General features: G+C 53.4%; 28 protein-coding genes, 1 tRNA gene and 1 pseudogene. 21 read left to right on the top strand and 9 right to left on the bottom strand.

What is annotated here, in order from left to right:
- Window positions 1-193 precede the first annotated feature (193 nt).
- The 7 genes and pseudogenes from RHI63_RS03905 to RHI63_RS03875 all read left to right on the top strand — a co-directional run bounded on the left by RHI63_RS03905 (window position 194) and on the right by RHI63_RS03875 (window position 6,953).
- A complete protein-coding gene (locus RHI63_RS03905) occupies window positions 194-1,168 on the top strand; it encodes a glycosyltransferase family 2 protein (protein WP_310821867.1) in 975 nt (324 codons plus the stop codon).
- A gap of 208 nt (window positions 1,169-1,376) precedes the next feature.
- Complete coding sequence (locus tag RHI63_RS03900; protein ID WP_310821866.1) at window positions 1,377-2,000, top strand: class I SAM-dependent methyltransferase; 624 nt, start codon at window positions 1,377-1,379, stop codon at window positions 1,998-2,000.
- Window positions 2,001-2,042: 42 nt separating this feature from the next.
- A pseudogene (locus RHI63_RS03895) lies at window positions 2,043-2,421 on the top strand (nucleotidyltransferase substrate binding protein).
- Between the two features lie 17 nt (window positions 2,422-2,438).
- A complete protein-coding gene (locus RHI63_RS03890) occupies window positions 2,439-2,741 on the top strand; it encodes a nucleotidyltransferase domain-containing protein (RefSeq protein WP_310453367.1) in 303 nt (100 codons plus the stop codon).
- A 205-nt stretch (window positions 2,742-2,946) separates the two neighbouring features.
- A complete protein-coding gene (locus RHI63_RS03885) occupies window positions 2,947-3,600 on the top strand; it encodes a class I SAM-dependent methyltransferase (RefSeq protein WP_310821865.1) in 654 nt (217 codons plus the stop codon).
- Window positions 3,601-3,735: 135 nt separating this feature from the next.
- Entirely contained in the window at window positions 3,736-5,691 is a 1,956-nt protein-coding gene (gene asnB / locus RHI63_RS03880) for an asparagine synthase (glutamine-hydrolyzing) (protein WP_310821864.1), read from the top strand.
- A gap of 80 nt (window positions 5,692-5,771) precedes the next feature.
- Window positions 5,772-6,953, top strand: a complete 1,182-nt coding sequence (locus RHI63_RS03875; protein ID WP_310821863.1) for a glycosyltransferase family 4 protein — start codon at window positions 5,772-5,774, stop codon at window positions 6,951-6,953.
- A gap of 84 nt (window positions 6,954-7,037) precedes the next feature.
- On the opposite strand, the gene RHI63_RS03870 is transcribed toward RHI63_RS03875, so the two are convergent.
- From RHI63_RS03870 to RHI63_RS03855, 4 genes are all read right to left on the bottom strand, one after another.
- Window positions 7,038-7,111, bottom strand: a tRNA-Pro gene (locus tag RHI63_RS03870).
- Window positions 7,112-7,149: 38 nt separating this feature from the next.
- Complete coding sequence (locus RHI63_RS03865) at window positions 7,150-8,034, bottom strand: alpha/beta fold hydrolase (protein WP_310821862.1); 885 nt, start codon at window positions 8,032-8,034, stop codon at window positions 7,150-7,152.
- Complete coding sequence (locus RHI63_RS03860) at window positions 8,035-8,784, bottom strand: creatininase family protein (protein WP_310744843.1); 750 nt, start codon at window positions 8,782-8,784, stop codon at window positions 8,035-8,037. It abuts the gene before it with no gap.
- Between the two features lie 9 nt (window positions 8,785-8,793).
- Entirely contained in the window at window positions 8,794-10,044 is a 1,251-nt protein-coding gene (locus tag RHI63_RS03855; RefSeq protein WP_206201146.1) for an MFS transporter, read from the bottom strand.
- A gap of 531 nt (window positions 10,045-10,575) precedes the next feature.
- Between RHI63_RS03855 and RHI63_RS03850 the strand changes: the two genes are divergently transcribed.
- The 3 genes from RHI63_RS03850 to RHI63_RS03840 are packed head-to-tail and all read left to right on the top strand — an operon-like array spanning window position 10,576 to window position 11,875.
- Entirely contained in the window at window positions 10,576-10,968 is a 393-nt protein-coding gene (locus RHI63_RS03850; RefSeq protein ID WP_206201144.1) for a hypothetical protein, read from the top strand.
- An 11-nt stretch (window positions 10,969-10,979) separates the two neighbouring features.
- Window positions 10,980-11,393 carry a hypothetical protein gene (locus RHI63_RS03845; protein ID WP_206201142.1) on the top strand — a complete coding sequence of 138 codons (414 nt, stop codon included), beginning with the start codon at window positions 10,980-10,982 and terminating at the stop codon, window positions 11,391-11,393.
- A gap of 11 nt (window positions 11,394-11,404) precedes the next feature.
- Window positions 11,405-11,875 carry a hypothetical protein gene (locus tag RHI63_RS03840; protein ID WP_206201141.1) on the top strand — a complete coding sequence of 157 codons (471 nt, stop codon included), beginning with the start codon at window positions 11,405-11,407 and terminating at the stop codon, window positions 11,873-11,875.
- A 72-nt stretch (window positions 11,876-11,947) separates the two neighbouring features.
- Here the strand turns inward: RHI63_RS03840 and clpB are convergent, their stop codons facing one another.
- Window positions 11,948-14,563 (bottom strand): ATP-dependent chaperone ClpB, encoded by a 2,616-nt coding sequence (gene clpB / locus RHI63_RS03835; protein ID WP_206201140.1) that lies wholly within the window; start codon window positions 14,561-14,563, stop codon window positions 11,948-11,950.
- Between the two features lie 256 nt (window positions 14,564-14,819).
- On the opposite strand from clpB, the gene RHI63_RS03830 reads away from it, so the two are divergent.
- Window positions 14,820-15,383: a photosystem I assembly protein Ycf4 gene (locus RHI63_RS03830; RefSeq protein ID WP_206201139.1), complete on the top strand. Its 564-nt coding sequence runs from the start codon at window positions 14,820-14,822 to the stop codon at window positions 15,381-15,383.
- 2 nt (window positions 15,384-15,385) lie between these two features.
- On the opposite strand, the gene psbN is transcribed toward RHI63_RS03830, so the two are convergent.
- Window positions 15,386-15,517 carry a photosystem II reaction center protein PsbN gene (psbN, locus tag RHI63_RS03825; RefSeq protein ID WP_206201138.1) on the bottom strand — a complete coding sequence of 44 codons (132 nt, stop codon included), beginning with the start codon at window positions 15,515-15,517 and terminating at the stop codon, window positions 15,386-15,388.
- Between the two features lie 86 nt (window positions 15,518-15,603).
- Between psbN and psbH the strand changes: the two genes are divergently transcribed.
- The 5 genes from psbH (at window position 15,604) to RHI63_RS03800 (ending at window position 18,894) form a co-directional block, all read left to right on the top strand.
- On the top strand, window positions 15,604-15,804 hold the full coding sequence (gene psbH, locus RHI63_RS03820) for a photosystem II reaction center phosphoprotein PsbH (protein ID WP_149820192.1): 201 nt from the start codon (window positions 15,604-15,606) through the stop codon (window positions 15,802-15,804).
- 3 nt (window positions 15,805-15,807) lie between these two features.
- The gene (locus tag RHI63_RS03815) at window positions 15,808-16,041 is read left to right on the top strand and encodes a TatA/E family twin arginine-targeting protein translocase (protein ID WP_206201137.1); all 234 of its coding nucleotides are present in this window, start codon (window positions 15,808-15,810) and stop codon (window positions 16,039-16,041) included.
- A 5-nt stretch (window positions 16,042-16,046) separates the two neighbouring features.
- Window positions 16,047-16,664: an aminoacyl-tRNA hydrolase gene (gene pth, locus RHI63_RS03810; RefSeq protein ID WP_310453356.1), complete on the top strand. Its 618-nt coding sequence runs from the start codon at window positions 16,047-16,049 to the stop codon at window positions 16,662-16,664.
- 73 nt (window positions 16,665-16,737) lie between these two features.
- Window positions 16,738-17,955, top strand: a complete 1,218-nt coding sequence (locus tag RHI63_RS03805) for an ABC transporter permease (RefSeq protein WP_206201135.1) — start codon at window positions 16,738-16,740, stop codon at window positions 17,953-17,955.
- Window positions 17,956-18,075: 120 nt separating this feature from the next.
- Window positions 18,076-18,894, top strand: coding sequence for a carbohydrate ABC transporter permease (locus tag RHI63_RS03800; RefSeq protein ID WP_310743411.1), 819 nt, complete (start codon window positions 18,076-18,078; stop codon window positions 18,892-18,894).
- Here RHI63_RS03800 and RHI63_RS03795 read toward each other — a convergent pair.
- Genes RHI63_RS03795 through RHI63_RS03785 form a run of 3 tightly spaced genes read right to left on the bottom strand, consistent with a single transcriptional unit; the run spans window position 18,891 to window position 22,436 of the window.
- A complete protein-coding gene (locus RHI63_RS03795; RefSeq protein WP_310821861.1) occupies window positions 18,891-19,658 on the bottom strand; it encodes an NAD-binding protein in 768 nt (255 codons plus the stop codon). The genes RHI63_RS03800 and RHI63_RS03795 overlap by 4 nt on opposite strands.
- Window positions 19,655-20,704 (bottom strand): TrkA family potassium uptake protein, encoded by a 1,050-nt coding sequence (locus RHI63_RS03790; protein WP_302676762.1) that lies wholly within the window; start codon window positions 20,702-20,704, stop codon window positions 19,655-19,657. Before RHI63_RS03790 ends, RHI63_RS03795 begins: the two co-directional genes overlap by 4 nt.
- A 4-nt stretch (window positions 20,705-20,708) precedes the next feature.
- A complete protein-coding gene (locus tag RHI63_RS03785) occupies window positions 20,709-22,436 on the bottom strand; it encodes a succinate dehydrogenase/fumarate reductase flavoprotein subunit (protein ID WP_206201603.1) in 1,728 nt (575 codons plus the stop codon).
- A 299-nt stretch (window positions 22,437-22,735) separates the two neighbouring features.
- Between RHI63_RS03785 and RHI63_RS03780 the strand changes: the two genes are divergently transcribed.
- The 5 genes from RHI63_RS03780 (at window position 22,736) to RHI63_RS03760 (ending at window position 26,016) form a co-directional block, all read left to right on the top strand.
- The gene (locus RHI63_RS03780; protein WP_399380808.1) at window positions 22,736-23,191 is read left to right on the top strand and encodes a GNAT family N-acetyltransferase; all 456 of its coding nucleotides are present in this window, start codon (window positions 22,736-22,738) and stop codon (window positions 23,189-23,191) included.
- Window positions 23,157-24,530, top strand: a complete 1,374-nt coding sequence (gene dacB, locus RHI63_RS03775; RefSeq protein WP_310821859.1) for a D-alanyl-D-alanine carboxypeptidase/D-alanyl-D-alanine-endopeptidase — start codon at window positions 23,157-23,159, stop codon at window positions 24,528-24,530. Before RHI63_RS03780 ends, dacB begins: the two co-directional genes overlap by 35 nt.
- A gap of 226 nt (window positions 24,531-24,756) precedes the next feature.
- A complete protein-coding gene (locus RHI63_RS03770; RefSeq protein WP_206201130.1) occupies window positions 24,757-25,032 on the top strand; it encodes a helix-turn-helix domain-containing protein in 276 nt (91 codons plus the stop codon).
- The gene (locus tag RHI63_RS03765; RefSeq protein WP_206201129.1) at window positions 25,032-25,229 is read left to right on the top strand and encodes a hypothetical protein; all 198 of its coding nucleotides are present in this window, start codon (window positions 25,032-25,034) and stop codon (window positions 25,227-25,229) included. The genes RHI63_RS03770 and RHI63_RS03765 overlap by 1 nt, the downstream gene beginning before the upstream one ends.
- Window positions 25,230-25,743: 514 nt before the next feature.
- Complete coding sequence (locus tag RHI63_RS03760; RefSeq protein WP_149820749.1) at window positions 25,744-26,016, top strand: RNA-binding protein; 273 nt, start codon at window positions 25,744-25,746, stop codon at window positions 26,014-26,016.
- Window positions 26,017-26,052: the final 36 nt, after the last annotated feature.

Genomic DNA, 26,052 nt, shown 5'->3' with positions numbered 1-26,052 from the left:
CCAGCCTTTCCGACGGCGGTGCGGGGAGCCGTTTTGTTCCTCATGATGTGGAATGATTTTTAGTGCACATACCATGTCACTGCATTCATAGAAGCAAGAAGGAACTTTTCTAGTTGTCCCAAAAGCACATTGTTCAAGGTGCAAGCTATGTTGTGGCTCAAAATAAAAATATGGTAGTTCTTCGGGGTGTGATGTGATTAGCATTTCGGTTGTTATTCCGCTCTATAACAAGGCTCCTCACATAGATAAAGCGCTGGATAGTGTGCTGGCGCAGACTAGTCCGCCCGATGAGATCATCGTCGTCGATGATGGATCGACGGATGGAGGTGCTGAGCTTGTCGTTCCCTACATCGAAAAACACGGTGTGCGATTGATCCGCCAGGCAAATGCGGGTGTAAGCGCAGCGCGAAACTGCGGCGTCTCCGAATCAAATGCAGAGTACATCGCTTTTCTTGATGCCGATGACTTCTGGCTGGATAAACACTTAGAAATGCTTAGGAAGCTTATCGAATCGTTTCCTGATGCTTCTCTGCTGAGCACTGCTTATGTGCTCGAGCGAGGAGGCAGGCAATATCGCCCGAGTTCTTCATATGAGGATGGTTTCTTTGGCTTGGTTGACGATTTCTTCGTGCGTTATGCACATGGCCTATGCTTGATCCACTCTATAACGGCATGCGCTAAGAAACGGGATCTCTTAGAGATTGGCGGTTTTCCTGTGGGTGTGCGCCGCGGAGAGGACATTGTTTGCTGGATCAATATGGCTCTGAAGTATCCAGTGGCCCATGCGGAAGTGGTGACAGCTGTTTACTACCAAGACGCGGTCAATCGCACCGACCACCGCCTTCGTGAAACCGAGCCACCTGGCTCATTGCAGCACATAGCTGCGCTTTTGAAGACGGACTGGCTGACCGATGAGCAGCGTAAGGGGCTTGCGTTGCTCTTTGACCGCATCGCATTTTTCACCGCGGCAGGCTTTCGCGCCCAAGGGGATTGGGCGGGGCTTGCGGCTATCCGCCGGCTGGCCTGGGCCACGGGGCGATATCGCGTAGGGATGCTAGCCGCGGCGTTGCACTGGACGCCGGCCTTACTGCTACGGGCAGCGAAAACAATTCGGCATCCGCGCGTCAGGAGGAAGGCAGCTTGTGTACGAACGAAAGCAGGTGGGTAACAGATAGATCATGTGTGTGTGCAATAGAAACTGATTTGACAACTTTGAGAACTCACTTCGCGTTTGGGAAAAACTGGGCTGCCTATGCCGAGAAGGTGACGGCGGCCGAGATTGCGGAGGCCGAACGAGGGCTGATCCGCTTGCTGGGGTCAGACCGCCTGGACGGACAGCGCTTTCTCGATATCGGCTGCAGGTCGGGGAGGTGGTGGTGGTGGACCTCGACCCCGATAGTGTAGCCACCACCCAAGCGCTGCTCGATCGGTATGCCCCTCGGGGAGCCGCCTTTCGTGTGGAGGTGGTTAGCGTGTTCGATCTGCATCCTGAGGCGATGGGCGCCTTCGATACGGTCTATTCTTGGGGTGTGCTGCACCACACCGGGGACATGGAGCGCGCCATTCAGTGTGCTGCGGCCATGGTAGGGAAAGAAGGCCGGTTTGCGTTTGCCCTGTACCGGCGGGTGTGGATGGATCCCTTCTGGCGGTGGGAGAAACGTTGGTATGCGCATGCGTCCCAAGAGGTGCAGCGCCGCGCCCGCGCCATCTACGTGGCCTTGTCTCGCTTGCGCTTTGCGGTCACGGGCAGAAGTTTCACCCGATATGTCAATGAGTACCGTTCCAAGCGCGGGATGGATTTCCACCATGACGTGCATGACTGGCTGGGTGGCTGGCCCTACGAGTCGATCTCGCCTGAAGAGGTCGAGCGGCAGATGAAGATGTTGGGCTTCCGTGCGGAGCGGGTTCTGGCCAGGCCGGGGCAGTTGTGGGGGCGCAACCCTGGGTTCTTCGGCTCGGGCTGTGACGAGTACGTATACCGCCGACAGGGGGTGTTGTAGGTACGCTACCGAGTGGATTGACGTTACATGGGGAGCCGAGCAATGACAGATCCCGACATTCGCTGGAAAGAGCGCTTCGACAACTTTCAGCGGGCCTTGCGCCAGCTCACGGCAGCGGTGGGTCTGTCTCGTGTGCGCCCTCTGTCGGATTTAGAGCGGCAGGGGTTGATCCAGGGGTTCGAGTTCACCCATGAGCTTGCTTGGAATGTACTCGAGGACTATTCACGCAGCACAGTGCGCGAGGCCTTCAAGCACGGGCTGATCGAGGTTGGGGAGGTGTGGATGGACATGTATCGACAAGCGCAGCCTCTCCAGCCACACCTACAACGAGGCGATCGCACTGGCGGTGGCGCAGGCGGTGGTGGAGCGTTACCACTCGGTGTTCCTGAACCTCGGACGTCGCCTTTCGGAACTTACATGAGTGAGGAGGACTAGAGCTTGCCAGCCGCCACCATAGCGGCCATCCGCGCTATCTTAGAACAGGAACCCAAGGTGGAAAAGGCCATCCTGTTCGGTTCCCGCGCCAAGGGCATGCACCTGCCGGGGTCGGACATTGATCTGGCCTTGGTGGGGGCGGACTTGAACGTCGGCACCTTGAAGCGCCTCATGCGCCTCTTCGAAGAGTCATCAATCTTGGTGGATTTGGTTTGGCTTGCGGCCGTTGACCACCCCCCCTTGGGCGAGTATATTGAGCGGGTGGGACAGTTTATGTACATACGAGATTCTGATGAGTGGCAGTGAGGGGATGGGCGCATGTGCGGAATAATCGGTGTTTGGCGACCCGGCGGCCTTACTCGTATTGAGGCTACGGCCAATGTTCGTCGCATAACTGACTCCCTCACCAACCACGACCTTGGCGATGGCAAGACCTAGCTTGAATTGGGCACGCACTTGATCTCAGAGAAATCAAATCTTTAAGTTCAAGAACAAAGGAGGAGCATAGCCAATGTCTTTCAATTATGATCCTAAAGTGGTGGAGAGTTTTGGTAGTGAATGGACTAGCTTTAATCACCTTGAAGTTAGTGAATCTGAATTAGAAAAATTATTTCTTGATTACTTTAGAATTTTCCCGTGGGACATTTTACCTCCAAATGCAGTTGGTTTCGATATGGGTTGTGGTACAGGTCGTTGGGCAAAGTTTGTCGCACCAAGAGTAGGCATACTAAACTGTATTGAACCATCTGATGCTATTGAAGTTGCTCAGTCAATGCTAAGAGACTTCCACAATATAAACTTTTTTAAAACGACAATTGATAACATCGATTTACAGGCTAACAGCCAAGATTTTGGTTATTGTCTTGGAGTTCTACATCATATACCTAATACACTTGAAGGTATTAAATCTTGTGTAGCCTTACTAAAGCCAAAAGCCCCATTTCTTGTGTATATTTACTACAAACTGGATAATCGACCTTTTTGGTACCTGTGTTTGTGGTATATGACTATTCTTCCCCGATTGTTTATTTCTAGGCTACCTAATAAAGTAAAAATTTTTCTAACCGACCTGATTGCTATAGCCATCTATTTTCCTTTGGCTCGACTATCATATCTTCTTGAAAAAGCTGGCTTCAATGTAAATAGCTTACCACTTAGTTATTAACGATTCTCAAAATTAGAGATTCAACACATGCTTGAGGAAGCTGGATTAGAAAATATTCAATTTTCAGATAGTCCTCCATTCTGGACGGCATTAGGCTATAAGAAGGTGGAGATACCGAAATTTTATGAATAGACTATGTGTGGCCTAGTTGGTTTTCTCAACGCTGCCTTTTTAGGTGACTGGGCAGCAACTATCCGCAAGATGAATGGCACCCTTTCCCATCGCGGCCCTGATGATGAGGGAGTCTGGATAGATGAGGCGGCAGGTATCGCCCTAGGCCACCGTCGTCTAGCAATTCTTGATCTTTCCCCCGCAGGACATCAGCCGATGGCTTCTGCGTGTGGCCGTTATGTCCTCGTCTTTAATGGTGAAATTTACAACCACCTTGAACTGCGTCAGGAGTTAACAGCGCTTGGTGCAGCCCCCTCTTGGCGCGGACATTCCGATACCGAGACGCTACTGGCGGCTTTTAGCCATTGGGGCGTGACCACAGCCCTAGAAAAGCTAGTTGGCATGTTTGCTCTTGCCCTCTGGGATCGCAAGACTCGTACATTAACCCTAGCTAGAGATCGCATGGGGGAAAAACCTCTCTATTATGGCTGGGTCAAGGGGACACTGGTGTTCGGCTCGGAGCTGAAGGCAATCCGTACCTTTCCCGGTTTTGACCATAGCATTGAGCGGCGGGCACTCGCACTTTTGCTGCGCTACAACTACATTCCCACACCGTGGAGCATCTATGAGGGCATCTGGAAGCTGCCGCCAGGGTGCTATGTACAGTTTGCTGCAGGCTCCTTGCCCATTGGCAGCCGCGGCGACATCCGAACCTACTGGTCGCTGCGGAAAGTGGCGCAGTGGGGGTTGCATCATCCCTTCAAAGGATCAGCGCAAGACGCCATCGACGAACTGGAAGGGCTTGTCCGCAGTGCGGTGGCGGGGCAGATGGTGGCTGATGTGCCCTTGGGGGCGTTCCTTTCGGGGGGAATCGATTCTTCCACCGTGGTGGCGCTCATGCAGGCTCAAAGCCCACAGCCAGTGAAGACCTTTACCATTGGCTTTCATGAGGGCGACTACAACGAGGCCGAGCACGCCAAAGCGGTGGCGCGGCACTTGGGCACGGAGCATACGGAACTGTATGTGACGCCCAAAGACGCAATGGCGGTGATTCCACGGCTGCCCGCACTCTATGACGAGCCCTTTGCCGATTCATCCCAAATTCCCACTTTTTTGGTCTCTGAGCTGACCCGCCAGCAGGTGACGGTGAGCCTGTCGGGGGATGGCGGCGATGAGCTCTTTGGCGGCTACACCCGCTATTTCTGGACCCGGCGGTTGTGGCGGCGCCTGGCGATGGTGCCACGCCCACTGCGGCAGCTGGCGGCATCTGGGGTGCGGGCGCTTTCCCCCGCGGCGTGGAACAGGCTGTATGGGTTCGCAGCGCCCTTGTTGCCGCACCGCCTGCGCTTTCGGCTGCCTGGTGATAAACTGCATAAGGCAGCACGGTTATTTTCAGTGCGCCGCCCGGAGGAAATCTATCTGCGCCTAGTCTCCCACTGGGAGTCTCCCACCGAAATCGTGCTAGGTGTGACAGCAGAGCCACCCACCCCCCTTACTGATCCAGCCGCTTGGCTTGAGGATTGCGATTTTGAGCAGCACATGCTGTATCTTGATAGCATCACCTATCTTCCCGATGACATCCTAGTCAAGGTGGATCGGGCGGCGATGGGGGTGAGCTTGGAAACACGCGTGCCACTTTTGGATCACCGTGTGGTAGAGTTTGCTTGGCAGCTGCCGTTGGCAATGAAAATCCGTGGAGGTCAGAGCAAATGGCTGCTGCGGCAGGTGCTTTACCGCTATGTCCCCAAGGAACTCATCGAGCGGCCCAAAATGGGCTTTGGCGTGCCCATCGAACACTGGTTGCGTGGACCCTTGCGGGAATGGGCGGAGGATTTGCTTTCGGAGGCGCGGTTGAAACGGGAGGGTTTCCTAGCACCAGCACCGATCCGGCAACGCTGGCAAGAGCATCTCTGCGGCCAGCGCAATTGGGCGTATTATTTGTGGGATGTGCTGATGTGGCAGGCGTGGCTGCAACAATGATCGGTTACTTTAGATCCGATAGACTGCTTGGCTGGGTTTTCCCGGCAGCAATGCGCGGAAGCAATACCTCACACACAACAGTGGCAGAGGAAGATGCAGCTGAGGGGGGTGCGCCCAGAAAAGAGGCCTTCAAGGTTGCCCTGATCAGCAATGCCGCCTATTCCGTGATCAATTTTCGTCTGCCATTGATCGCGGAGTTGGTGCACAGGGGGTGCACCGTCGATGTCTTGGCGCCCACTTGGTCTCAACAAGAACGGCAAAAAGTGGAGAGTTTGGGTGCCCAGTGCCTTTGTTACCCCTTGGAACGCAAGAGTTTGAACCCCTTGGGTCATCTGCGAACATTCCTGAAGCTGGTGGGCATCTTTCGTACCAACCGTTACGATGCCTTGCTGAGTTACACGGCCCAGGCCAATGTTTGGGGAACCCTAGCCGCAGCCTGGGCAGGGGTACCGCGGCGGGTGGCGATGGTGGCAGGGTTGGGCTATGCTTTTACGGCTGATCCTGAGGGACGCAGTCCACTCAAGCGCAGGGTTTTATCCTGGGTGCTGACGCAACTGTATCGCTTGGCATTCCCCTTGGCGCATCGGGTTGTGGTGCAAAACCCGGACGATTTATGTTTGTTGCAAAAAATCTGCGGCTTACCAGCCGAGAAATTTCAATTGATACTGGGCACGGGTGTCGCGCTGGACGAGTGGCCCATGCAGCCTGCGCACCTGCAGCCATTGACTTTTACCATGGTGGCGCGGCTGCTGCGCGAAAAGGGGGTCATGGAGTTTCTGGCCGCCGCCCGGCAGGTAAAGGGGGAGTATCCGTTGATCCGCTTTTGTTTACTGGGCTCCTTGGATGACAATCCTGGCGGCTTGTCGACTGCAGATTTACAGCCTTGGCTGGAGGATGGCACGGTGGAATGGCCTGGAGCAGTAGATGTTAAGCCTTGGCTGGCGCAGACCAGTGTATTTGTGCTGCCTTCTTATTATCGGGAAGGGGTGCCGCGCAGCACCCAGGAGGCCATGGCCATAGGGCGGCCAGTCATTACCACCGATGCACCCGGCTGCCGCGAGACGGTCATCGATGGTGTCAATGGATTCTTGGTACCACCGCGGGATGTTGCAGCACTGGCAAACGCTATACGTCGCTTCATTGAACAACCCGAGCTCATTCCATCCATGGGGCGCGCAAGTCGGCGTCTGGCGGAGGAGCGGTTTGATGTGGGGCGGGTCAATGGGGTATTGCTGCCACTGTTGGGTGTGGAAAATGGGTGATGGGTTTTGAAAGCCATGCCATGGGGCGTGTACAATAAGCCCCAGAGCTGTATCACGCGGCAGCTGGGGATTGCTAACAATGAATCGGAGCGGCGGGATTTGAACCCACGACCCCCACTACCCCAAAGTGGTGCGCTACCAAGCTGCGCTACGCCCCGTTAAGCTTTACCAGTATAACACGAGTTCAGAGAACATCCTAGTCAGTGATGGAAATTTTGCGCAACCATTTCAGACTGTGGGCATTCACCTGCTCAGGTGCTTCATCTTGAGGGCAATGGCCCACCTCTGGTAAGGCGACAAACTCCTGCACACAGGGAAATTGAGCTAGCTTCTGCCCTTCATCAATGGGTTCCCAAGGGTCGGCGGCACCCCACAGAAAATAGGTGGGGCAGATAATCTGCGGTAGCAAGTCTTCGGGTAAGGGACCTTGGGAATAGCGAACAAAGGCTAAGAAGACCTCGGCAGCACCCCTATCTTGGGCAGGGGTGAGTAATATCTCTACCAGTTCATCGGTGACGGCGGCAGTGTTGGCATAGGCTTGGTGGAGAATACGGCGCACAGTACGGGGTTGGGCAATTTGGCGGAAAAAGTAGGTGCCAAGGGTGCGATTGCCTAAAAGTTGCTGGAGTAGGCTGGTTCCCCAACGGCGGTACCAAGGGAGTTGCGATCGCTTGCGATCGTGGAGCTGACGCAAAGAGCAGTTCAGCAGGATCAGTTGACTGACCCACGCAGGCTGGAAAACAGCGGCCTGTAAAGCAACGACGCAGCCAATGGAGTTGCCGATTAAAACCGTGGGCTGACCAATGACCTCGCGGCAAAAGTCTAGAACCAAGGTTGCCCACGTCTCAAATGTATAGGGGATGACCGAGGGAGCGGGTTTGGCGGAGCCACCAAAGCCCAGTAAATCAATGGCATAGACTTGATGGTGAGCTGCGAGGGCAGGGATGTTTTTGCGCCAATGCAAGCTAGAGGCACCAAAGCCGTGAATCAGGAGTAGGGGGATGCCCTGAGTCCCTTGATGCCGATAGAGAATTGGGTAACCGTGCCAATGCCACGTTTGAGCTGGGAGAGAGAAAGTCATTTAGTCGGCTTGCAGAAATTGACGGTAGCGATCGCTCAACTCCTGAACAGCCCGCTCATAGAATTGCTGTCCATGCTCAGGGGTGGCCAAGCTGGAATCTGCCCCCATACGACCATCGGGATAACGGCGGCGAAAATCTGCGGCACCGTAGATGGCATGACTGGTGTTGACTTCGGGATTGAGGGGAACGCGTTTAATGGCCTCTGGATAGAGAAATTGGGTCACCGCCACTTCACTGGGGGTGGCATGGGAACCCTCGCGATCGCCATACAATTCCCGTGCTAGTTGCATCACTGAGGAACACATAAACCAATTGGCCAACTCACAGCGCACCTGATCCGCCTCGGGAATGTGCAAATCGGCTAAGACTGCATAGGTTTCCGCAAAGGCCGCCTTCACTGTCGCGATATTGCCGCCATGACCATTAATAAGAAAGAAACGTTGAAAGCCTGCCCGTACCAAGCTCACTAAATAGTCGCGAATGACGAAAATCAAGGTACTAGGACGCAAACTAATCGTGCCGGGGAAAGCCGTATGGTGTAAGGCCATGCCCACGGAAATTGTCGGGGCAACAAGGGCATGAGTTGCTTCCCCTACCCCTTTGGCGATCGCCTCGGCACAGAGGGCATCGGTGCCAATGAGACCCATAGGGCCGTGCTGCTCCGTGGAGCCAATGGGAATAATCATCCCCTTGGAAGTGTTGAGATAGGCTTCGACCTCTGGCCAAGTACTCAAGTGTAGTAGGGGCATTCCTGTCTCCTAAATCGCATCCTCAAGAACGGCTCGTGTATTCCGCCATGCCCAAATGCCCGCGATCGCCACCACGCCCCCCATCCCCACCATGACCACTGTGAGGCCAAGGAAGTCCGAAAGAATCCCGGCGATCGCCAAAGGCACACTGAGGGCAATATTGACAATGTTATTTTGGAAGCCAAAGACCTTACCCCGCATCGTCGCCGGCGTCCGAACTTGAATGAGGGTCTGCATGGGAATACCAATTAAAGATGCCCCCATTCCCAGCAAAATACTTAAGCCCAGACCCACCCACAGATGATGCACAAAAGCAAAGACCAGTAGGACAGCTGCCATCACCAAAAAGCCAATCAAAGGCAGGGGTCGATGATGCAATTTTTCCCCCCATTGGCCCAAAACCCCCGCCCCTAAAATTAACCCCAGCCCTGCGGCGGCCAAGAGAAAGCCAAACTGATTAGGACGCAGGCCAATTTCTTGGGCTAAACTGACGGCCAACACCGTCAAGGCGGCAAAGACACAATAGAGGATCGTTAACTGGAGCATGGCATTCCCCAAGAGGCGATTTTTGCGCACGTAGTGAAACCCCTCCTGCAAGTCCTGCCATACATTGAGGTGGCGATCGCGCTCATGAACTGCTTCTCGGTAGCGAATCGAGGCTAAAACCAATCCCGCCATAACGTACAGCACACCGACAACGACTTCACGGGCATAGACACCCCCTATGGCCACAGCACCACTCAGCAATGGCTCACCGATGGCAAACCCCACTACGAGTGACCCCATCATTGTTGTGATAAAGAGGGCATTCGCCGAGAGCAGATTTTCCTCCTTCACTAGCAGGGGAATCGCCGCCTGTTCTGCCGGGGCAAAGAATTGCGTAAGAATGGACTCAGAAAAGGCAATCAGGAGCAGCAGCGTAAACCGCTTCGGAATAAAGATCAGAGCAAAAACCAGTAGCCCGCGCAAAATATTGGTAATACTCATTAGCTCCCGCTTGGGGTAGCGATCCACAAAGGTGCCCGCCGTTGAACCAAAGAAGACCGCTGGTAGCGTATTGGCAATCATTACGGCTGAGGCCTTAGAGCCGGGCAGTTCATAGCTGGCGTCGTAGGAAACCGCCAGTGTAATTAGGAGGACGAGAAAAATTTTGTCCGCCAGTTGGGAGATGATTTGACCGCCCCATAACTTGAGGAAATTCTTGTTCCGCATCAGAGCAGCAAACCCTTCTGGACGGGGCTTGGGACCAGAACTTACCATTGCTGTTGCTCACTGACCATGAACACAAGTTTCCTCACCGTTACCAAAGATTGGGGCTGGCAGTCTGAATCCAATATACCGTCAGACCCTTGCCGGCGTTTGCCCTGTCTCTGTATCCTTTGAGGTTCGTTTTGGGCATTCTGAGGAGTACAGGTCGCAAAAATCACCAGATAGGAGGAAGTAAAAATACCAAAAATTACCCTTGCCTGTGTAGCATATAACACCCTACCATCTGAGAGTTAATAACCATTTAATTTTCTGCCAATAAGAAATTATCGTTTTAGAAGCAGAACTAAATCATCGTCCCAATCTGGCTTGCCTGGAGGAGCAATTGGGAAATACCAAGGGGGCGATCGCCAGCCTAACGATGGTACTGAAGCACGTCAGTTTATTGCAGACACATTACCCCAGACTTGGCTAGAACTCGGCTTCCCAGCCAACCACCAAAATTATTCGGCATTTATGGAGACGTTAAAAACGGAAATTGCTGGGTCACTCTAGAATAAACTTAAGTCCCCTTGAACTCCACCCATGAGTGAACCCGTCACCCAATCGCAACTGACAGAAGTCCTCGAGACCATGAAGGCCATGCAGTCGCAACTGGCGGAACTTACCCTTGAGGTGAAAGTCGGTCAAGCGGAAATCCGTGAGAAATTTAACACGATTGATCAAAAATTCCAGACTCTGGAGGCCAAGTTTGAAGAGAAACTGAACACGCTGGAAGCAAAATTTGATGAGAAATTCAACACCATAGAAGCCAAAATCGAGGCAGTACGCTTGGAAGTACAAACCAATCGCGAGCAGTTAGTGGACTTAGGGAAGCGTCAAGGTTCAACGGAAAACCGCCTTTGGGCACTGCTAGTGGCGCTCTTTTTGATGGTGGCGGGACTATTGGCCAAGATTACCCTGTTTGACCAAGTCTAAGGATGAGCAGCATGAGTGAACCCGTCACCCAATCGCAACTGACAGAAGTCCTCGAGACCATGAAAGCCATGCAGTCGCAACTGGCGGAACTTACCCTTGAGGTGAAAGTTGGTCAAGCGGAAATCCGTGAGAAATTTAACACGATTGATCAAAAATTCCAGACTCTGGAGGCCAAGTTTGAAGAGAAACTGAACACGCTGGAAGCAAAATTTGACGAGAAGTTTAACACGATTGACGAGAAATTCAACACCATAGAAGCCAAAATCGAGGCAGTACGCTTGGAAGTACAAACCAATCGCGAGCAGTTAGTGGACTTAGGGAAGCGTCAAGGTTCAACGGAAAACCGCCTTTGGGCACTACTAGTGGCGCTCTTTTTGATGGTGGCGGGACTATTGGCCAAGATTACCCTGTTTGACCAAGTCTAAGGATGAGCAGCATGAGTGAACCCGTCACCCAGTCTCAATTCGCAGAAGTTCTCGAGACCATGAAAGCCATGCAGTCGCAACTGGCGGAACTTACCCTTGAGGTGAAAGTCGGTCACGCGGAAATCCGTGAGAAATTCAATACGATTGATCAAAAGTTCCAGATAGTAGATGAGAAATTGAATGCTATAGAAGTCAGATTTGAAGAAAAGTTCAACACACTAGAAGCCAAGTTTGAAGAGAAGCTGAACACGCTAGAAGCAAAATTTGACGAGAAGTTTAACACGATTGACGAGAAATTCAACACTATAGAAGCCAAAATCGAGGCAGTGCGCTTGGAAGTGCAAACCAATCGCGAGCAGTTAGTGGACTTAGGGAAGCGTCAAGGTTCAACGGAAAACCGCCTTTGGGCACTACTGGTGGCGCTCTTTTTGATGGTGGCGGGACTATTGGCCAAGATTACCCTGTTTGACCGAGGCTACTAAAACGCTTGGTCAAAAAAAGAGGGCTGAGGGGAAAGTCCCAACCCAACCCTCTTGAATCAGTTTTAGTTGCACCTAAACAGTTGCCAGTTCCGCTTGACGCCGGAAGTTGAGGCGTTCGTTTTCGCCCACATCCACCAGAATCGTGTCGCCATCGAAGAACTCGCCCCGCAGGATAGCTTTGGCAATCGGGGTTTCCAGTTGTTTCTGGATGGCACGTTTCAGCGGACGGGCACCATAGACGGGGTCGTAACCCACTTCGGCCAAAAAGTCGATCGCCTTCTCTGTGAGGGACAAGGTAATGTGGCGATCGCTCAAGCGTTGCTGCAACCGCTGCACCTGCAATTGAACAATTTGCCGCAATTGATCCTTGCGCAGGCTGTGGAAGATGATAAATTCATCCACGCGGTTGAGGAATTCAGGGCGGAAGTGGGCGCGCATTGCCTCCATGACGCGATTGTACATTTCCCCGTAGCGGCTGTCATCGCCGGCCACATCAAGGATGTACTGAGAACCAATGTTGCTGGTCATGATGATGATGGTGTTCTTGAAGTCCACCGTCCGCCCTTGGGCATCAGTGACGCGGCCATCATCGAGAATTTGCAGGAACACGTTGAAGACATCGGGATGGGCTTTCTCGATCTCATCGAAGAGAACCACGGCATAGGGACGGCGGCGAATGGCTTCTGTGAGTTGACCGCCTTCGTCATAGCCCACATAACCGGGGGGCGCCCCAATTAACCGCGATACGGCGTGTTTCTCCATGTACTCCGACATGTCAATCCGCACCATCGCCTCTTCGGTGTCGAACATGAAGGCCGCCAAGGCTTTGGCCAATTCCGTTTTACCGACACCCGTTGGCCCAAGGAAGATGAAGCTGGCAATGGGACGGTTGGGATCCGCTAGTCCGGCACGGGAGCGCTGAATGGCTTCTGCCACTGCGGTGACGGCCTCATCTTGACCGACAACCCGCTTGTGCAGCTCTTCTTCGAGGTGCAGCAGTTTTTGGGCTTCCGACTCCACCAGTTTGCTGACAGGGATGCCCGTCCACTTGGAGATGATTTCAGCAATGTCGGCCTCGGTCACTTCATCCCGCAGCAGAGAGCGACCCCCCACTTGAATCTCCCGCAGTTTGGCTTCGGCTGCCGCCAGTTGTTTGTGGAGTTCTGTGAGTTTGCCGTACTTCAGTTCAGCGGCACGGTTGAGGTCGTAGTTGCGCTCCGCTTGCTGGATCTCGATGTTGACTTTTTCGATTTCTTCTTTGATGGCTTGGAGACGGTCAATGACCTCTTTTTCTGCTTGCCACTGGGCATTGAGGCGGCTTTGCTCCTCCTTGAGATCCGCTAGCTCTTTTTCCAGTTTCTCAAGGCGATCGCGCGAAGCTGCCGAGGTTTCTTTTTGCAAGGAGAGCCGCTCCATTTCCAGCTGCAGGATTTTGCGGTCAATCTCATCCAGTTCCTCCGGCTTGGAGGTAATCTCCATTTTCAGTTTCGCGGCGGCTTCATCGACCAAGTCAATGGCTTTATCGGGCAAGAAGCGATCGCTAATGTAGCGGGTTGAGAGCGTAGCTGCTGCCACCAAGGCGGTATCGGAAATTTTCACGCCATGGTGGATCTCATAGCGTTCCTTGAGACCCCGCAAAATCGAGATCGTGTCCTCAACGCTGGGCTGATCCACATAGACCTGCTGGAAGCGCCGCTCTAAGGCTGCATCCTTTTCAATGTACTTGCGGTACTCATCAAGGGTGGTGGCACCAATACAGCGCAGTTCCCCCCGCGCCAACATCGGTTTGAGCAGGTTGCCGGCATCCATCGCCCCTTGGGTTGCCCCGGCACCAACGACAGTGTGGATTTCATCAATAAAGAGGATGATTTGGCCGTTGGAGTCGGTGACCTCCTTGAGAACTGCTTTGAGGCGCTCTTCAAATTCACCGCGATACTTGGCACCGGCAATCAAGGCACCCATGTCGAGAGCAATCAACTGGCGATCGCGCAGGGAATCAGGCACATCCCCCGCCACAATCCGCTGTGCCAAGCCTTCAGCAATGGCGGTTTTACCAACGCCGGGTTCACCAATGAGCACTGGGTTATTTTTGGTACGGCGGGAAAGAATCTGAATCACACGGCGAATTTCATCATCACGGCCAATGACGGGATCCAGTTTCCCTTGACGAGCCAAGAGCGTCAGATCACGGCCATATTTTTCCAGCGCCGCATATTTGCCCTCTGGGTTTTGATCCGTCACTTTTTGGGAGCCGCGAATTTGCTGAATCGCTTCCCGTAGGGCTTTTTCGCTCAGGCCGACCTCCTGAAGAAGTTTTTTGCCAAAGCGATCGTCTTGGGCAAAGGCCAATACCAAGTGCTCAATCGAGATAAACTCATCGCCAAACTGTTTGCGTGCCTCTTCGGCGCGATCGAGGAGCTTGTCAAGGCTCTGTCCTAGATAGACGCCACTGGGATTACTGATTTTCGGCTGACGGTTAATGAATTCATCGGTGAGATCGCGAATGCGCTGCACCGAACAGCCAGCTTTTTGGAAAATTTGTGTCGCTAGACCCTCTTGCTCGAGCAGCGATTTCATCAGGTGTTCACTTTCGAGATTCTGGTGCTGTGCCTGCTTGGCTAGATCTGGTGTGCGGGCGATCGCGGCCCATGCTTTTTCGGTAAATTGATTTGGATTGGATGGTTGCATAGCTGACCCTTTGACCCCTTTTTCCAGTTTTTAACTATTTATATTGTATGAATTGCAAGAAAAACGCTTTTTCGGACTTCCCTACTTTAAGGGTAGAATAAACTCCCCAGAATAAGTTCGAAAGAATTAGTGCAAATTAGTTCCAGCGTAGCGTCTAGAGGCGGGGTTGGGGAAAGCCTCTTTGGGAAGAGAGACCGTTTCTCTATAGAATGTAAGGCACTGCAAGTTGGCAACACAAGCTATGACAAACTCCCCTATGACTGAGCGCTCACCGCGTCAAGAGGCGGTTCTGTACTATCCGGTGCTGGGTTCCCGTCGCCCTAGTAACTACTTTTGGGCAACAGCGGTCTCCATTGGTGGCTTGGGCTTCTTTTTGGCTGGTCTTTCTAGCTATTTGCACCGCAACCTACTGCCCATTGGGAACCCAATTGATTTGGTCTTTATTCCCCAAGGCATTGCCATTGGCTTTTATGGGGTGGCGGCGCTGCTGTTGGCAACGTATCTGTGGCTGGCGATCGCTTGGGATATTGGCGGTGGCTTTAACGAGTTCAACAAAGAAACGGGCGTTGTGCGCATTTTCCGCTGGGGTTTTCCGGGGAAGAATCGCCGCATTGAGGTCAGCTGCCCCATCAGCGATGTCCAATCCGTGAGAATTGTGATTAAAGAAGGGCTAAACCCGAAACGCGCCCTCTACCTTAAAATCAAAGGTCGCGGCGAAGTCCCCCTAACGCGCGTAGGTGCGCCCTTGCCGTTGGCAGAACTCGAAACCCAAGGCGCCACAATCGCCAGCTTTTTGGGTGTCCCCGTTGAGGGACTCTAGCTTTAGTCTTCGTGATCGTCAAAAGGATCCGCTAACTCCTTGGAAGGAGGGCCAAAGGAGAGGTAGATAGAGTAGCCGGTCACGCCAATGCAGATGGCAGCGAGAGCAATGCTAAGAACTGTTGCAGGTTCCATAGAAGCGTTCTCAATGGGAGCAAGATGTGCTTCTATAATATTACGAAACATTAAAACTCTGTTCATCTCGTTCAAAAAAGGGATTTATGGCACGACGGACTTGGCTAGGGGATCTCCTGCGCCCCTTGAACTCTGAATACGGTAAAGTTGCCCCCGGCTGGGGTACCACTCCCTTGATGGCGGTCTTTATGGGGCTGTTCCTTGTCTTTTTGCTGATTATTTTGCAAATCTACAACTCGACACTCATCCTCGATGGTGTTAACGTGAGTTGGAAAGCACTAGGATAACCCATGAACGTTTTTGGTATCGGTCTGCCGGAACTGATTGTGATTCTGGTGGTGGCGCTTTTAATCTTTGGCCCTAAAAAGCTGCCGGAAATTGGTCGCAGCCTTGGCAAAACCAAGCGTGCCTTTGAGGAAGCCTCCCGTGAATTCCAAGATGAAATGAAACGGCAGACCGCTGCCCTCGAACAGGAACAGCAGGCCAAGGCAGAATCGGAATCATCGCGGGAACCCTCTGCTTAGGTGGCATGGTTCTCCAACCCTGTGTGATTGTCGGCCTTGGGAATCCGGGGGCAGAGTATGCGACGACGCGCCACAATATTGGCTTTCGTGTCCTTGACGCCCTTGCCGATCGGTATAAGGTGCAGTTGACCCCGCAGCGGCGCTTCTTGGGAGAGGTGGCAGAGGTTCTGATTCATGGTCAAAAGGTACGCCTCCTCAAACCCACTACCTATATGAATAGTTCGGGGCAGTCTCTCCATGCCCTGCTGAATTTTTATAAGCTGCCCCTTGAGCGAACCCTTGTCGTCTATGATGATGCCGATTTGCCCTTGGGGCGGCTGCGCTTGCGCTTGAGTGGCTCGACGGGCGGACACAACGGCATTAAGTCAATTATTCAACACTGTCATTCGCAGCAGTTTCCCCGCCTCAAGGTGGGCATTGCCTTTGGCGATCGCCTGCAGCAACAAACCGGGCCGCGCAATGCTGTGCCCTTTGTTTTGGGACATTTTTCGGCTGCTGAACTCGCCATTTTACCTGCTGTGCTTGACCTTGCCGTGGATGCGATTGAATTAAGTATTCAGTCTGGGGTGGAGGCAGCGATGAACCACTTCAACGGCAAAAGCATTCCCCTACCGCAATCCTGAACCCCCCACTAGAAGTCTGAGGAAAAAGAAGATCTCAAGTTAGATTAAAAACAGGTGTTTTCGGCGCAGAATCATGGACATTGCTGAAAGTGTGCGCATGGCGATCGCCACCCTCAAGGCCAATCGACTGCGTAGTGGCCTGACGATGCTGGGGATTATTATTGGCAACGCAGCGGTGATTGCCATGGTCGGCGTGGGTCAGGGGGCACAGCGCTATGCCGCCAGTCAGTTTGAATCCCTTGGTCCGAATACGCTTTTTATTGTGCCGGGGACGCCCCAAGCCCGCAACCGCACGTTTAATGTGCCGCAAACCCTTGTCCTTGAGGATGCTAAGGCGATCGCCACCCAAGTGCCCACCGTTAAGGAAGTGGCACCCCAAATTCAAGTGCAACAACGGGTTACCTATCGAGGACGCAACACGAATGTGCTGATTGTGGGGACCACCCCCACCTTTCCTTCAGTGCGCAGTTTTACAGTGGCGCAGGGGCGCTTTATCTCCGATAAGGATGTGGAACGGCATCGCCGCGTCGTCATTTTAGGCTCGGATTTGGCGAGGAAGCTCTTTATTAACGAAAATCCTGTGGGTCAGCAGGTACGGATCAAGAATCTTTCCTTTGAAGTGATTGGCGTCATGGCCGAAAAGGGTGCTTTCCTTGGCAACAATCAGGATGAGGCCGCCTATATTCCCATTACGACGATGTCTTCCCGTATTGTGGGGCAGCGCTCCCCCTATGGGATTTCCCTAACCTTTATCTCGGTATCTGCCCGTGATGAACAGAGCATTGATGCGGCTAAGTTTCAGATTACCAACCTCCTGCGGCTGCGCCATCAAATTGTTGATGAGGACGATTTTACAATTCAAACCCAAAAGGAAGCTCTGCAAATCATTGGCAATATCAGCAATGCCTTGACCTTGATGTTGGCGGCGATCGCCGGCATTTCCCTGCTGGTGGGGGGGATTGGCATTATGAACATTATGCTGGTCTCGGTAACCGAACGCACCCAAGAAATTGGCCTGCGCAAGGCCATTGGTGCCACACAGCGGGATATACTGGCACAGTTTATGATTGAGGCGATGATCCTCTCGGCTCTCGGTGGCCTCATTGGCACGGGAGTGGGCGTAGGTGGTGTGATGCTAGTGGTGATGTTGACCCCCTTGGAGGCTGGGGTTGCTCCCGTTGCTGTGGCTCTTGCTGTGGGCGTTTCGGGCAGTATTGGCCTCTTCTTTGGGGTGGTTCCCGCTCAACGGGCGGCGCGGCTGGATCCGATTGTTGCCTTGCGCAGTGTCTAAAAGTACCCTTGGGAAATTACCGATGGAAACGACAACTCTAGACTGGATTGCTGGCGGCCTTGCGATCGCCATTGTCATTGGTGGCCTGTTGATGATGTTTACCAATCTTTGGACACGGCGATGACCTTGCGGCGAGGCTTGACCTACCTGCTGTTGGTGGCGATCGCGATCGTCATGCTGCTGCCTTTGGTGTGGCTCACCAGTACCGCCTTCAAGTCTGCCAATGAAGATATTTTTGCCTTTCCGCCCCGCTGGCTGCCGGCCGAACCAACCTGGGCGAATTTTGTCACGGTTTGGCAAACGAATCCCTTTGGCCAGTACCTGTTCAACAGCACACTGGTGGCAGTCTTAACGGTGGCCTGCAATCTCCTGACCTCGGCCTTAGCCGCCTATCCCTTGGCACGGCTGTCCTTTCGCGGACGTGAGGTGATCTTTACGGCCATTTTGGCCACGATCATGATTCCCTTTCAAATCACCATGATTCCCCTGTTTATTTTGGCGGTGCAGTTGGGGCTGCGGAATACCTATCTGGGAATGATTCTGCCGAGTTTGGCCTCTGCCTTTGGCATTTTTCTGTTGCGACAGGCCTTTATGGCGGTGCCCAAGGAACTAGAGGAAGCGGCTCGCCTCGATGGCTGCTCAGAATTGGGGCTGTGGTGGTTTGTGATGCTGCCGGCCATTCGCCCTGCCCTTGTTACCCTTGGCATTTTTGTGTTTATTGGTGCTTGGAGTGATTTTCTCTGGCCCCTGTTGGTCTTGGATCAGCCAGAACTTTATACCCTACCCATTGGCGTGGTGACTTTAGCGGGGACGTTTTCTTTGGATTGGCGACTCATTGCCGCTGGCTCGGTGATTTCAATTGTGCCTGTGTTCATTGTGTTTATTTTCTTGCAGCGATATATCATTCCCTCCCAAACCACTGCTGGCCTGAAGGGCTAGCTTCCTAGGCCGCGATAGCGAATTGGCTGGCGGTGGGCATATTGGTGAAAGAAGGTTTTAATTTCCGCTGCTCGGCCAAGGGCAATCAAGGTATCCCCCGGCGCTAGGGGCAAGGTTAAGGGGGGATGGGTCACCAAGGCACCGTTCTGATGGCGGACAGCAACAATAATAAAGCGGCCTCGGCCTTTCGCTTCCACATCGGCGATCGCGAGCCCCACCAGCGAGGACTCCAAGGGCAGGGTAAACTCCTCAATCTGAAGATCGAGCTGGCTGAGTAGCTCAATCAAGTGACTGCGCTCATCCTTTTCCTCAAGAAAATCCAAGACTGTCGGGCGAGTAATGAGCTGCACCATGCGTTGGGCACTGATACTCGAGGGCAAGACCACATGATCGGCACCGGCAAAACGCAGTTTGGACTCTGTGGCTGGCAATTCACCATAGGCCAAAATTTGTAAGTTGGGATTGAGGCGACGGGCAATCAGGGTGATAAAGACATTACTGGCATCATCGGCCAAAACCGCCACTACAGTGCGAGCGCGATCCACCCCCACCGCCAACAGCTCATTTTCATCCATGAGATCGTCACCGCGATAGAAAAGGTGCCCTGACTGCTGGGCAAGCCGTAGTCGCTGCCGCTGGTTGTCAATCACGACAAAGGGGATTTGGGCAGCAGCCAAGTTCATCGCTAAGGTGCGACCAAGGGGACCATAGCCGCAAATGATGACGTGATCCTTAAGGTCAGCGAGATGAGCGGGGGTTGTCATTGGGAGTGGCGGGAGCGGGCAGTATATTTGCGAATGAGCTTGGGGGTATCTTGAGCATGCCCCAATAGAATCAATGTATCGCCCACTTCCACAAGGGGATTGGCGCGGGTCGGGAATAATTGGCCATCACTTTTGCGCAGGCCAACAATAATAAATGCCCCTTGGCCGCGTACCTCAAGTCCTGTCAAGCGCGTACCCACGTAGGGGTAATCGGCAGTAATCTCCAGTTCCTCAAGGTGAGCATCAATGTGGCTCAAGAGGTCGTTGAGGGTCTCGCGATCGCCCGTTTGCTCAAGAAAGTCAATGCGTGGCCGCCGAATCAGGTTAGTCATTTGAATGGCACCAATTTTTGTCGGCAAGACTACGTGATCCGCTCCTGCCATACGTAGCTTTGCTTCTGTGCTTGCCAAATTCGCCCGCGCCACAATCAGCAGGCTCGGATTCAGGGAGCGCGCTGTCAGCGTAATAAAGACATTGATCGTGTCATTGGGCAGCACCGTCGCTAGGGCGATCGCCCGCTCGATCCCCACCACGCGCAGCGTTTCTTCCTCCGCCGCACTCCCCAAATAGGCCAAATAGCCCAACTGTATCGCTAGATCAATGCGCTGTTCATTGACATCCAAAATCACAAAGGGGGTTTTTAATGCCGATAATTCCTGAGCCATTACCTGACCAATGCGGCCAAAGCCACAGACAATGACATGGCGGTTGAGTTTGTTGATGTCGCGGCTCGCCCGCTGAATATCCAGTAGGCGTTTGATCTCCCCTTCGGTAAACAGTTGCACCACCGCACCGATGGTATAAACCGTTGCTGCACTGCCGGCCACAATGATCAGCATGTTAAAGAAGCGTTGCGCCGGCGTAATCAGGGGTCGCACTTCACTGTAGCCAATGCCAAAGACGGTGATCACGTACATGTAAAGGGCATCGAGCCAGTTCCAGCCAAAACTGGTGTAGCCCACCACCGCCACCAACATGATCAGAACAAAGAGGGTGATGCCAATAATAAAACGGTTGAGGGCAGGGGTCGCAGGTAACCGTCGCATGGCTTTAATACTTGCGCTCTTGGGGGGGAAACATGGTGATGGTGACGGGCAGATAGTCAATCCTCATGCCGTCGCTGTGGTAGGTGGCTAGGGTGTGGCGTAGGAAGTTGACATCATCCCGCTGCGGATAGTCTTCACGGAAGTGGGCACCACGACTCTCTTGGCGAGCAAGGGCGCTGCTCAAAATCACTTCCGCAACCACGAGGATATTTGCTAACTCAAACGCCTCTAACAGCTCTGTGTTCCAGTAGCGCTGGCGATCGTCGAGACGAATCCGCGCATAGGCTGCTTTCAGCCGCTGCAATTCTTCCAAACCTCTCTGCATCAGAGCCGCGGTGCGAAATACGCCACAGTATTGGGTCATACAATCTTGAACCTGCTGCCGTAGTTGGGCAATGCGTAAATCCCCCGCTTGACTAAAGAGGTGCTGAATCTGTTGCTCCGCTGCCTGTAGATACGGCTGGGGGTCAAATTGGGGTTGGGGCAAGCTCGGTAAATCTTGGGCGATCGCCCCACCGGTACGGCGGCCATAGACCACACATTCTAGGAGGGAATTACTCCCCAAGCGATTGGCACCATGCACCGAGACACAGGCACACTCACCAGCGGCATAAAACCCGGTCACCAGTTCCGTGGCATTGGCACGCACCTGACCATTGACATTGACCGGAATCCCCCCCATTGAATAGTGCACCGTCGGACGTACAGGAATCGGCTCCACCACGGCATCTACCCCCGCCAAGCGATGGGCTTCCTCCCAACAGAAGGGAATGCGACTCATGATTGTTTCGCGACCCAAGTGGCGGACATCGAGATAAACAAAAGGCCCGCCGGCTGAGCCATCACTGTGGCTGCCGCGCCCTTCGCGAATTTCGATGGCGATCGCCCGCGAGGTAATATCACGGGGAGCCAGTTCCATGCGACTGGGGGCATAGCGTGCCATAAAGCGTTCCCCCTCGGCATTGACCAAATAAGCCCCTTCACCGCGCACCGCCTCAGAAATCAAAACCCCCGCTGGATACAACCCCGTGGGGTGAAATTGGACAAACTCCATATCCTCAAGGGGCAAGCCTGCCCGTGCCGTCATCGCTAAGCCATCCCCCGTGGAGGCAAAATCATTAGAGGTGGTATTAAAGACGCGACCATAGCCCCCTGTGGCAAAAAGAATGGCAGGTGCCCGCAGAATGTCCAGTTGACCCGTTTCAATGTGGTAGGCAACGACCCCCTTGGCCTGCTGATCCTCGACAATCAGCCGCAGCACATACCACTCACTAAAAAAGGTGACGTTGTATTTCAGGAGATTGCAGTAGAGTTCGTGGAGAATGGCATGACCAGTTTTGTCGGCTGCATAGCAAGTGCGCTGGTGCGTGTGACCACCAAAGGGACGTTGGGCAATGCGGCCATCGGGCAGGCGAGAGAAGAGCACCCCCAAATGCTCAAGGTCAATCACCACATCGGGCGCTTCTTGGGCAAGAATGGCGACGGCATCCTGATCCGCAAGAAAGTCTGACCCCTTGACGGTATCAAAGGCATGGCTTTCCCAAGAGTCTTCGCTGTCGACATTTTTCAGCGTAGCGGCAATGCCCCCTTGGGCAGCAACGGAATGGGAACGAATGGGATGGGTTTTGGACACAAGGGCAATCGGGGTCTCTGGGGCCAGGCGGCAAATTTCCAAAGCAGCACGACAGCCTGCTAAGCCACCACCGACAATCACAACGCCAAAGTCTTGCATCGTCCGTTTGTCCAGCATCTTTTCCTATACTAAGTTGGCGCTTAAGAGAGCGGCGGCGGCAGCAAAGATGAAACAAAGATAAAAACAGTAGCAAAATGATCTTGCGAGCCTCACGCTGAATCGTTAGAGTGGCAGTACAGTTCTTTTGGGGGCACAGCGGTTTCGATGCTTTTGTGCGTGTTCTCTCTCTGTGAAAAGGACTGTAATTTTATGGGAGGCAGCTGTCCTTGAGTGCATTTTTTCTTCACTATGGGGATTGTGGGGTGCGCCATTGGTGCGATCGCGATCGCGCAGCGGTCATGCACCTCATTGCTAATGTCCTCAGTGAGTTTGGCCTTTCTTGGCAACCCGAAGGCGCCGATGCCGATGTGGTGCATGTTGAAGACTACTACCACCGCCGGGGCGGACAATTTTGGGTGGTGGAGCAGGCCTCGGAAGTTGTGGGCACGATCGCCTTCTACCCCATTCAGCGGGGCGAAGCAGCTGTCGAAATTCGCAAAATGTATCTCCATCCCCGCGTACGCGGCCAAGGCCTAGGGACATTTCTCCTGCACCATCTGGAGGCAGCCATTGCAGCGGCCGGCTACCGCAAAATCTGGATTGAAACGGCCTCGATTATGACTACAGCCGTCCATTTGTACGAAAAGGCGGGCTATCAGCCGGCGACGGGTGTGGAAACGCAGCGTTGCGATCGCGTCTATGTCAAGGATCTAGTGCCCCATGGCATGGCTTCGATGGCTTCTGCCCCCTGCTAGTTTGATTGTCCTGGTGGTTTCACCTGCCGCCTTCGGTCTCTGCCGCCAAGACTTGGCTCGTGCCCTGCAACAGGAAATTCAAAATCCCCAATGGCAACGGGGTCAATGGGGCATGGTGGTGCGGGATTTAACCACGGGGGATCTTCTCTACGACTACCAAGGGGAAAAGCTCTTTCTGGTGGCCTCGAATGTCAAGCTAACGACAGTGGCTGCCGCCTTAGACTATTGGGGAGCTAATCATTTCTTTGAGACCACCCTCAGCGCGCGATCGCCCGACAGGACAACCCTGCGTCTTCAGGGCAGTTTTGACCCTAGTTTCAGCAGCCAAGACCTGCAACAAATGGCACTCCGCCTTAGCCAACAGGGCATTCGCCAGATTCCAATCTTGGAAATCGGCGGTGTAACTCCTGTGAGGATGGAACCCACATGGGCGATCGAAGACCTGACGATGGGCTATGCAGCGGTAGTGACGCGCTTTAGTCTCAATCAAAATGCCCTGAACCTAGAGGTCATACCACAACAGTTGGGGCAACCCTTAGCACTACGGCAGCCGCAGACTCATTTTCGAGTGGTCAATGAGACCCGCACCGTGACCCCCTCTGAGCCAGAATTTCTGGAAAGTGAGGTGCGCGGCCAGCAGATCATTGTGCGGGGTCAACTCCACATTGGCAGTGAACCGGCAAAACTGCGCATTCCTCTCAGTGAGTCGATCCCCTATCTTCAACAACAGGTGCAGCGGGCCTTTGCCCAAGCCGGTATTCAAGTGCAGCAAATTCGCCTTGTGGAAACAGCAGAGCCGTTACCCAATGTGTTGGTGCGCCATGCCTCACCCCCCCTAGAAGCGTTAATTTTGCCGGTTCTCCAAGAGAGTGACAATTTCTATGCAGAAATGCTCCTTGCGGCTCTGGAGGCAGCACAACCCGGCTATCGCCAACGCTATCTAGAGCGCATCGGTGTCCAAGCAGCGGTTTTAGTAGATGGTTCGGGACTCTCGCGGCAAAATTGGCTGACGCCCAATGGTTTAGTCACGCTGCTGCAACATATAACGCAAACAAAGGATGCCTCGCTGTGGCGGCGATCGCTCCCCCTTGCCGGACGATCCGGCACCCTGCGACAGCGCTTTCGTGATACAGCGGCTCAGGATCGTGTCTGGGCGAAAACCGGCACATTGCGGGGGGTGGTTGCCCTAGCGGGCTACGTGGAACCGTTGCAGGATCGCCCTTTCGTCTTTAGTCTTGTGGTCAATCAAGGGGGGGAGGCCACGGCTCAACTCCGTGCTGGTTTGGATCGCATAGTTGTTTTGCTGGCGCAATCGCAGAACTGTCCTCACCGCCCATAGAAAAACCCCACATCCATTCAGTAGCTCGAACTACAGCCCGAGACAGGTTCAAAACTGCAAGAGCGGGAGAGGATCGCGTACCCGTCACGTGTCTCATATTCTAAAAAAGGGTTGTATTTATTGATTCTGCTAATACCAGCTCTTTGTAACATTGAGCTTAATAAATAGGTCTTAAACGAGGCAATTGTCTATCCTAAAACTGAAGTCATCCCAGTAGGAGACCTTCATGGCTCGCCCGCTCGTCCTCACAATTACAGAAAGCTCTGAAGAACTGCAGCGGCGCCTACAACATGAAACCAATGCCCGACAGCAGGAACGCTTGCAGATGCTCTACTGGCTGAAGCAAGGACTTGTCCACAGCTGCCCACAAATTGCCCAATTGCTCCATTGCAACGAGTCCAGCATTACTCGCTGGCTGAACGCCTATCGCCAAGGAGGACTTCAGCGGTTATTGGCAGTCAAGACGCCCCCAAAGCCGCCCGCATCATCCCCCCAACAGTGATGCCACAGTTGCAGAAACGCCTACAAGACCCCAGCGGGTTTGACAGTTACAAGGCTATTGTGCAGTTGCTGCGACAGGAGCATCAGCTTGAGGTCGCCTACCCGACGGTGCATCGCATTGTGCGCAATGTTGTGCCTGTGTTTGCCCCCGAGGTCAATCCCATGGAGCGGTTGTGGCAACATCTGCGAGCAGCATGAGCATGGCAGTCCTTCGAGACCCTAGAAGCCGTGCGTCAAAACCTGCAAGCTGTATTGTTACAACTGATGGCGGCAGTGATTCGTTCTTTGACGGGCTGGTTCATTCTCATTTAATCTACTTCCCCGAAGAGAAGCAAGAGTACCTTGAATATAGCCTCTCCCAGAGCGGATTGCAACCCCCTGTTCCGAGGGATCCCTTGCGAGGGGGGTGAAATTATTTTCTACAAGACCACTGAAAATACTCAAATCCTCTCCTAGAGAGACTCCGGTGGATTCCACGAGAGAATGGGCTTGCGGCAATTTGCTGAATCTGTCGGACGCGGCTCAAACCCTGTGCAAAGGGCTGTAGGTGACATTAAGGGAGGAATTAATTTCTTTTTAACCTTGATATATTTTGGGGCTGATAGAAAACGTTAATTTTCTTTGCAAGGTGTTGGGTTCTGTAGTCTGGATCGCATGGGTAAGGGAAAGCGAGAGGCTATGATGATTGTCAAATTGCTTCTGAGTTCGGGTTATGACACTGTACATCGGCAACCTCTCCTATGAGGCGACAGAAAACGATCTTCGCGAAGTTTTTGAAAAATATGGTGCTATTCGCCGGATTGTGTTGCCGGTGGATCGAGAAACAGGCAAACGGCGTGGCTTTGCTTTTGTCGAACTGGTGGATGAAACTCAGGAGGCCGCTGCCATTGATGATCTCGACGGTGCAACATGGCTAGGACGGGTGCTCAAGGTCAACAAGGCGAAGCCAAAACAAGCAGGGGGGCAGTCAAACCCTGCCTTCTAAGGGCATACTGGTAGGGAAGTGCTGTTCACTCTTCCT

The sequence above is a fragment of the Thermosynechococcus sp. GLH187 genome (genome assembly GCF_031583395.1).
Classification (GTDB): Bacteria; Cyanobacteriota; Cyanobacteriia; order Thermosynechococcales; family Thermosynechococcaceae; genus Thermosynechococcus.
This window is presented reverse-complemented; position numbering and strand designations above follow the sequence as displayed.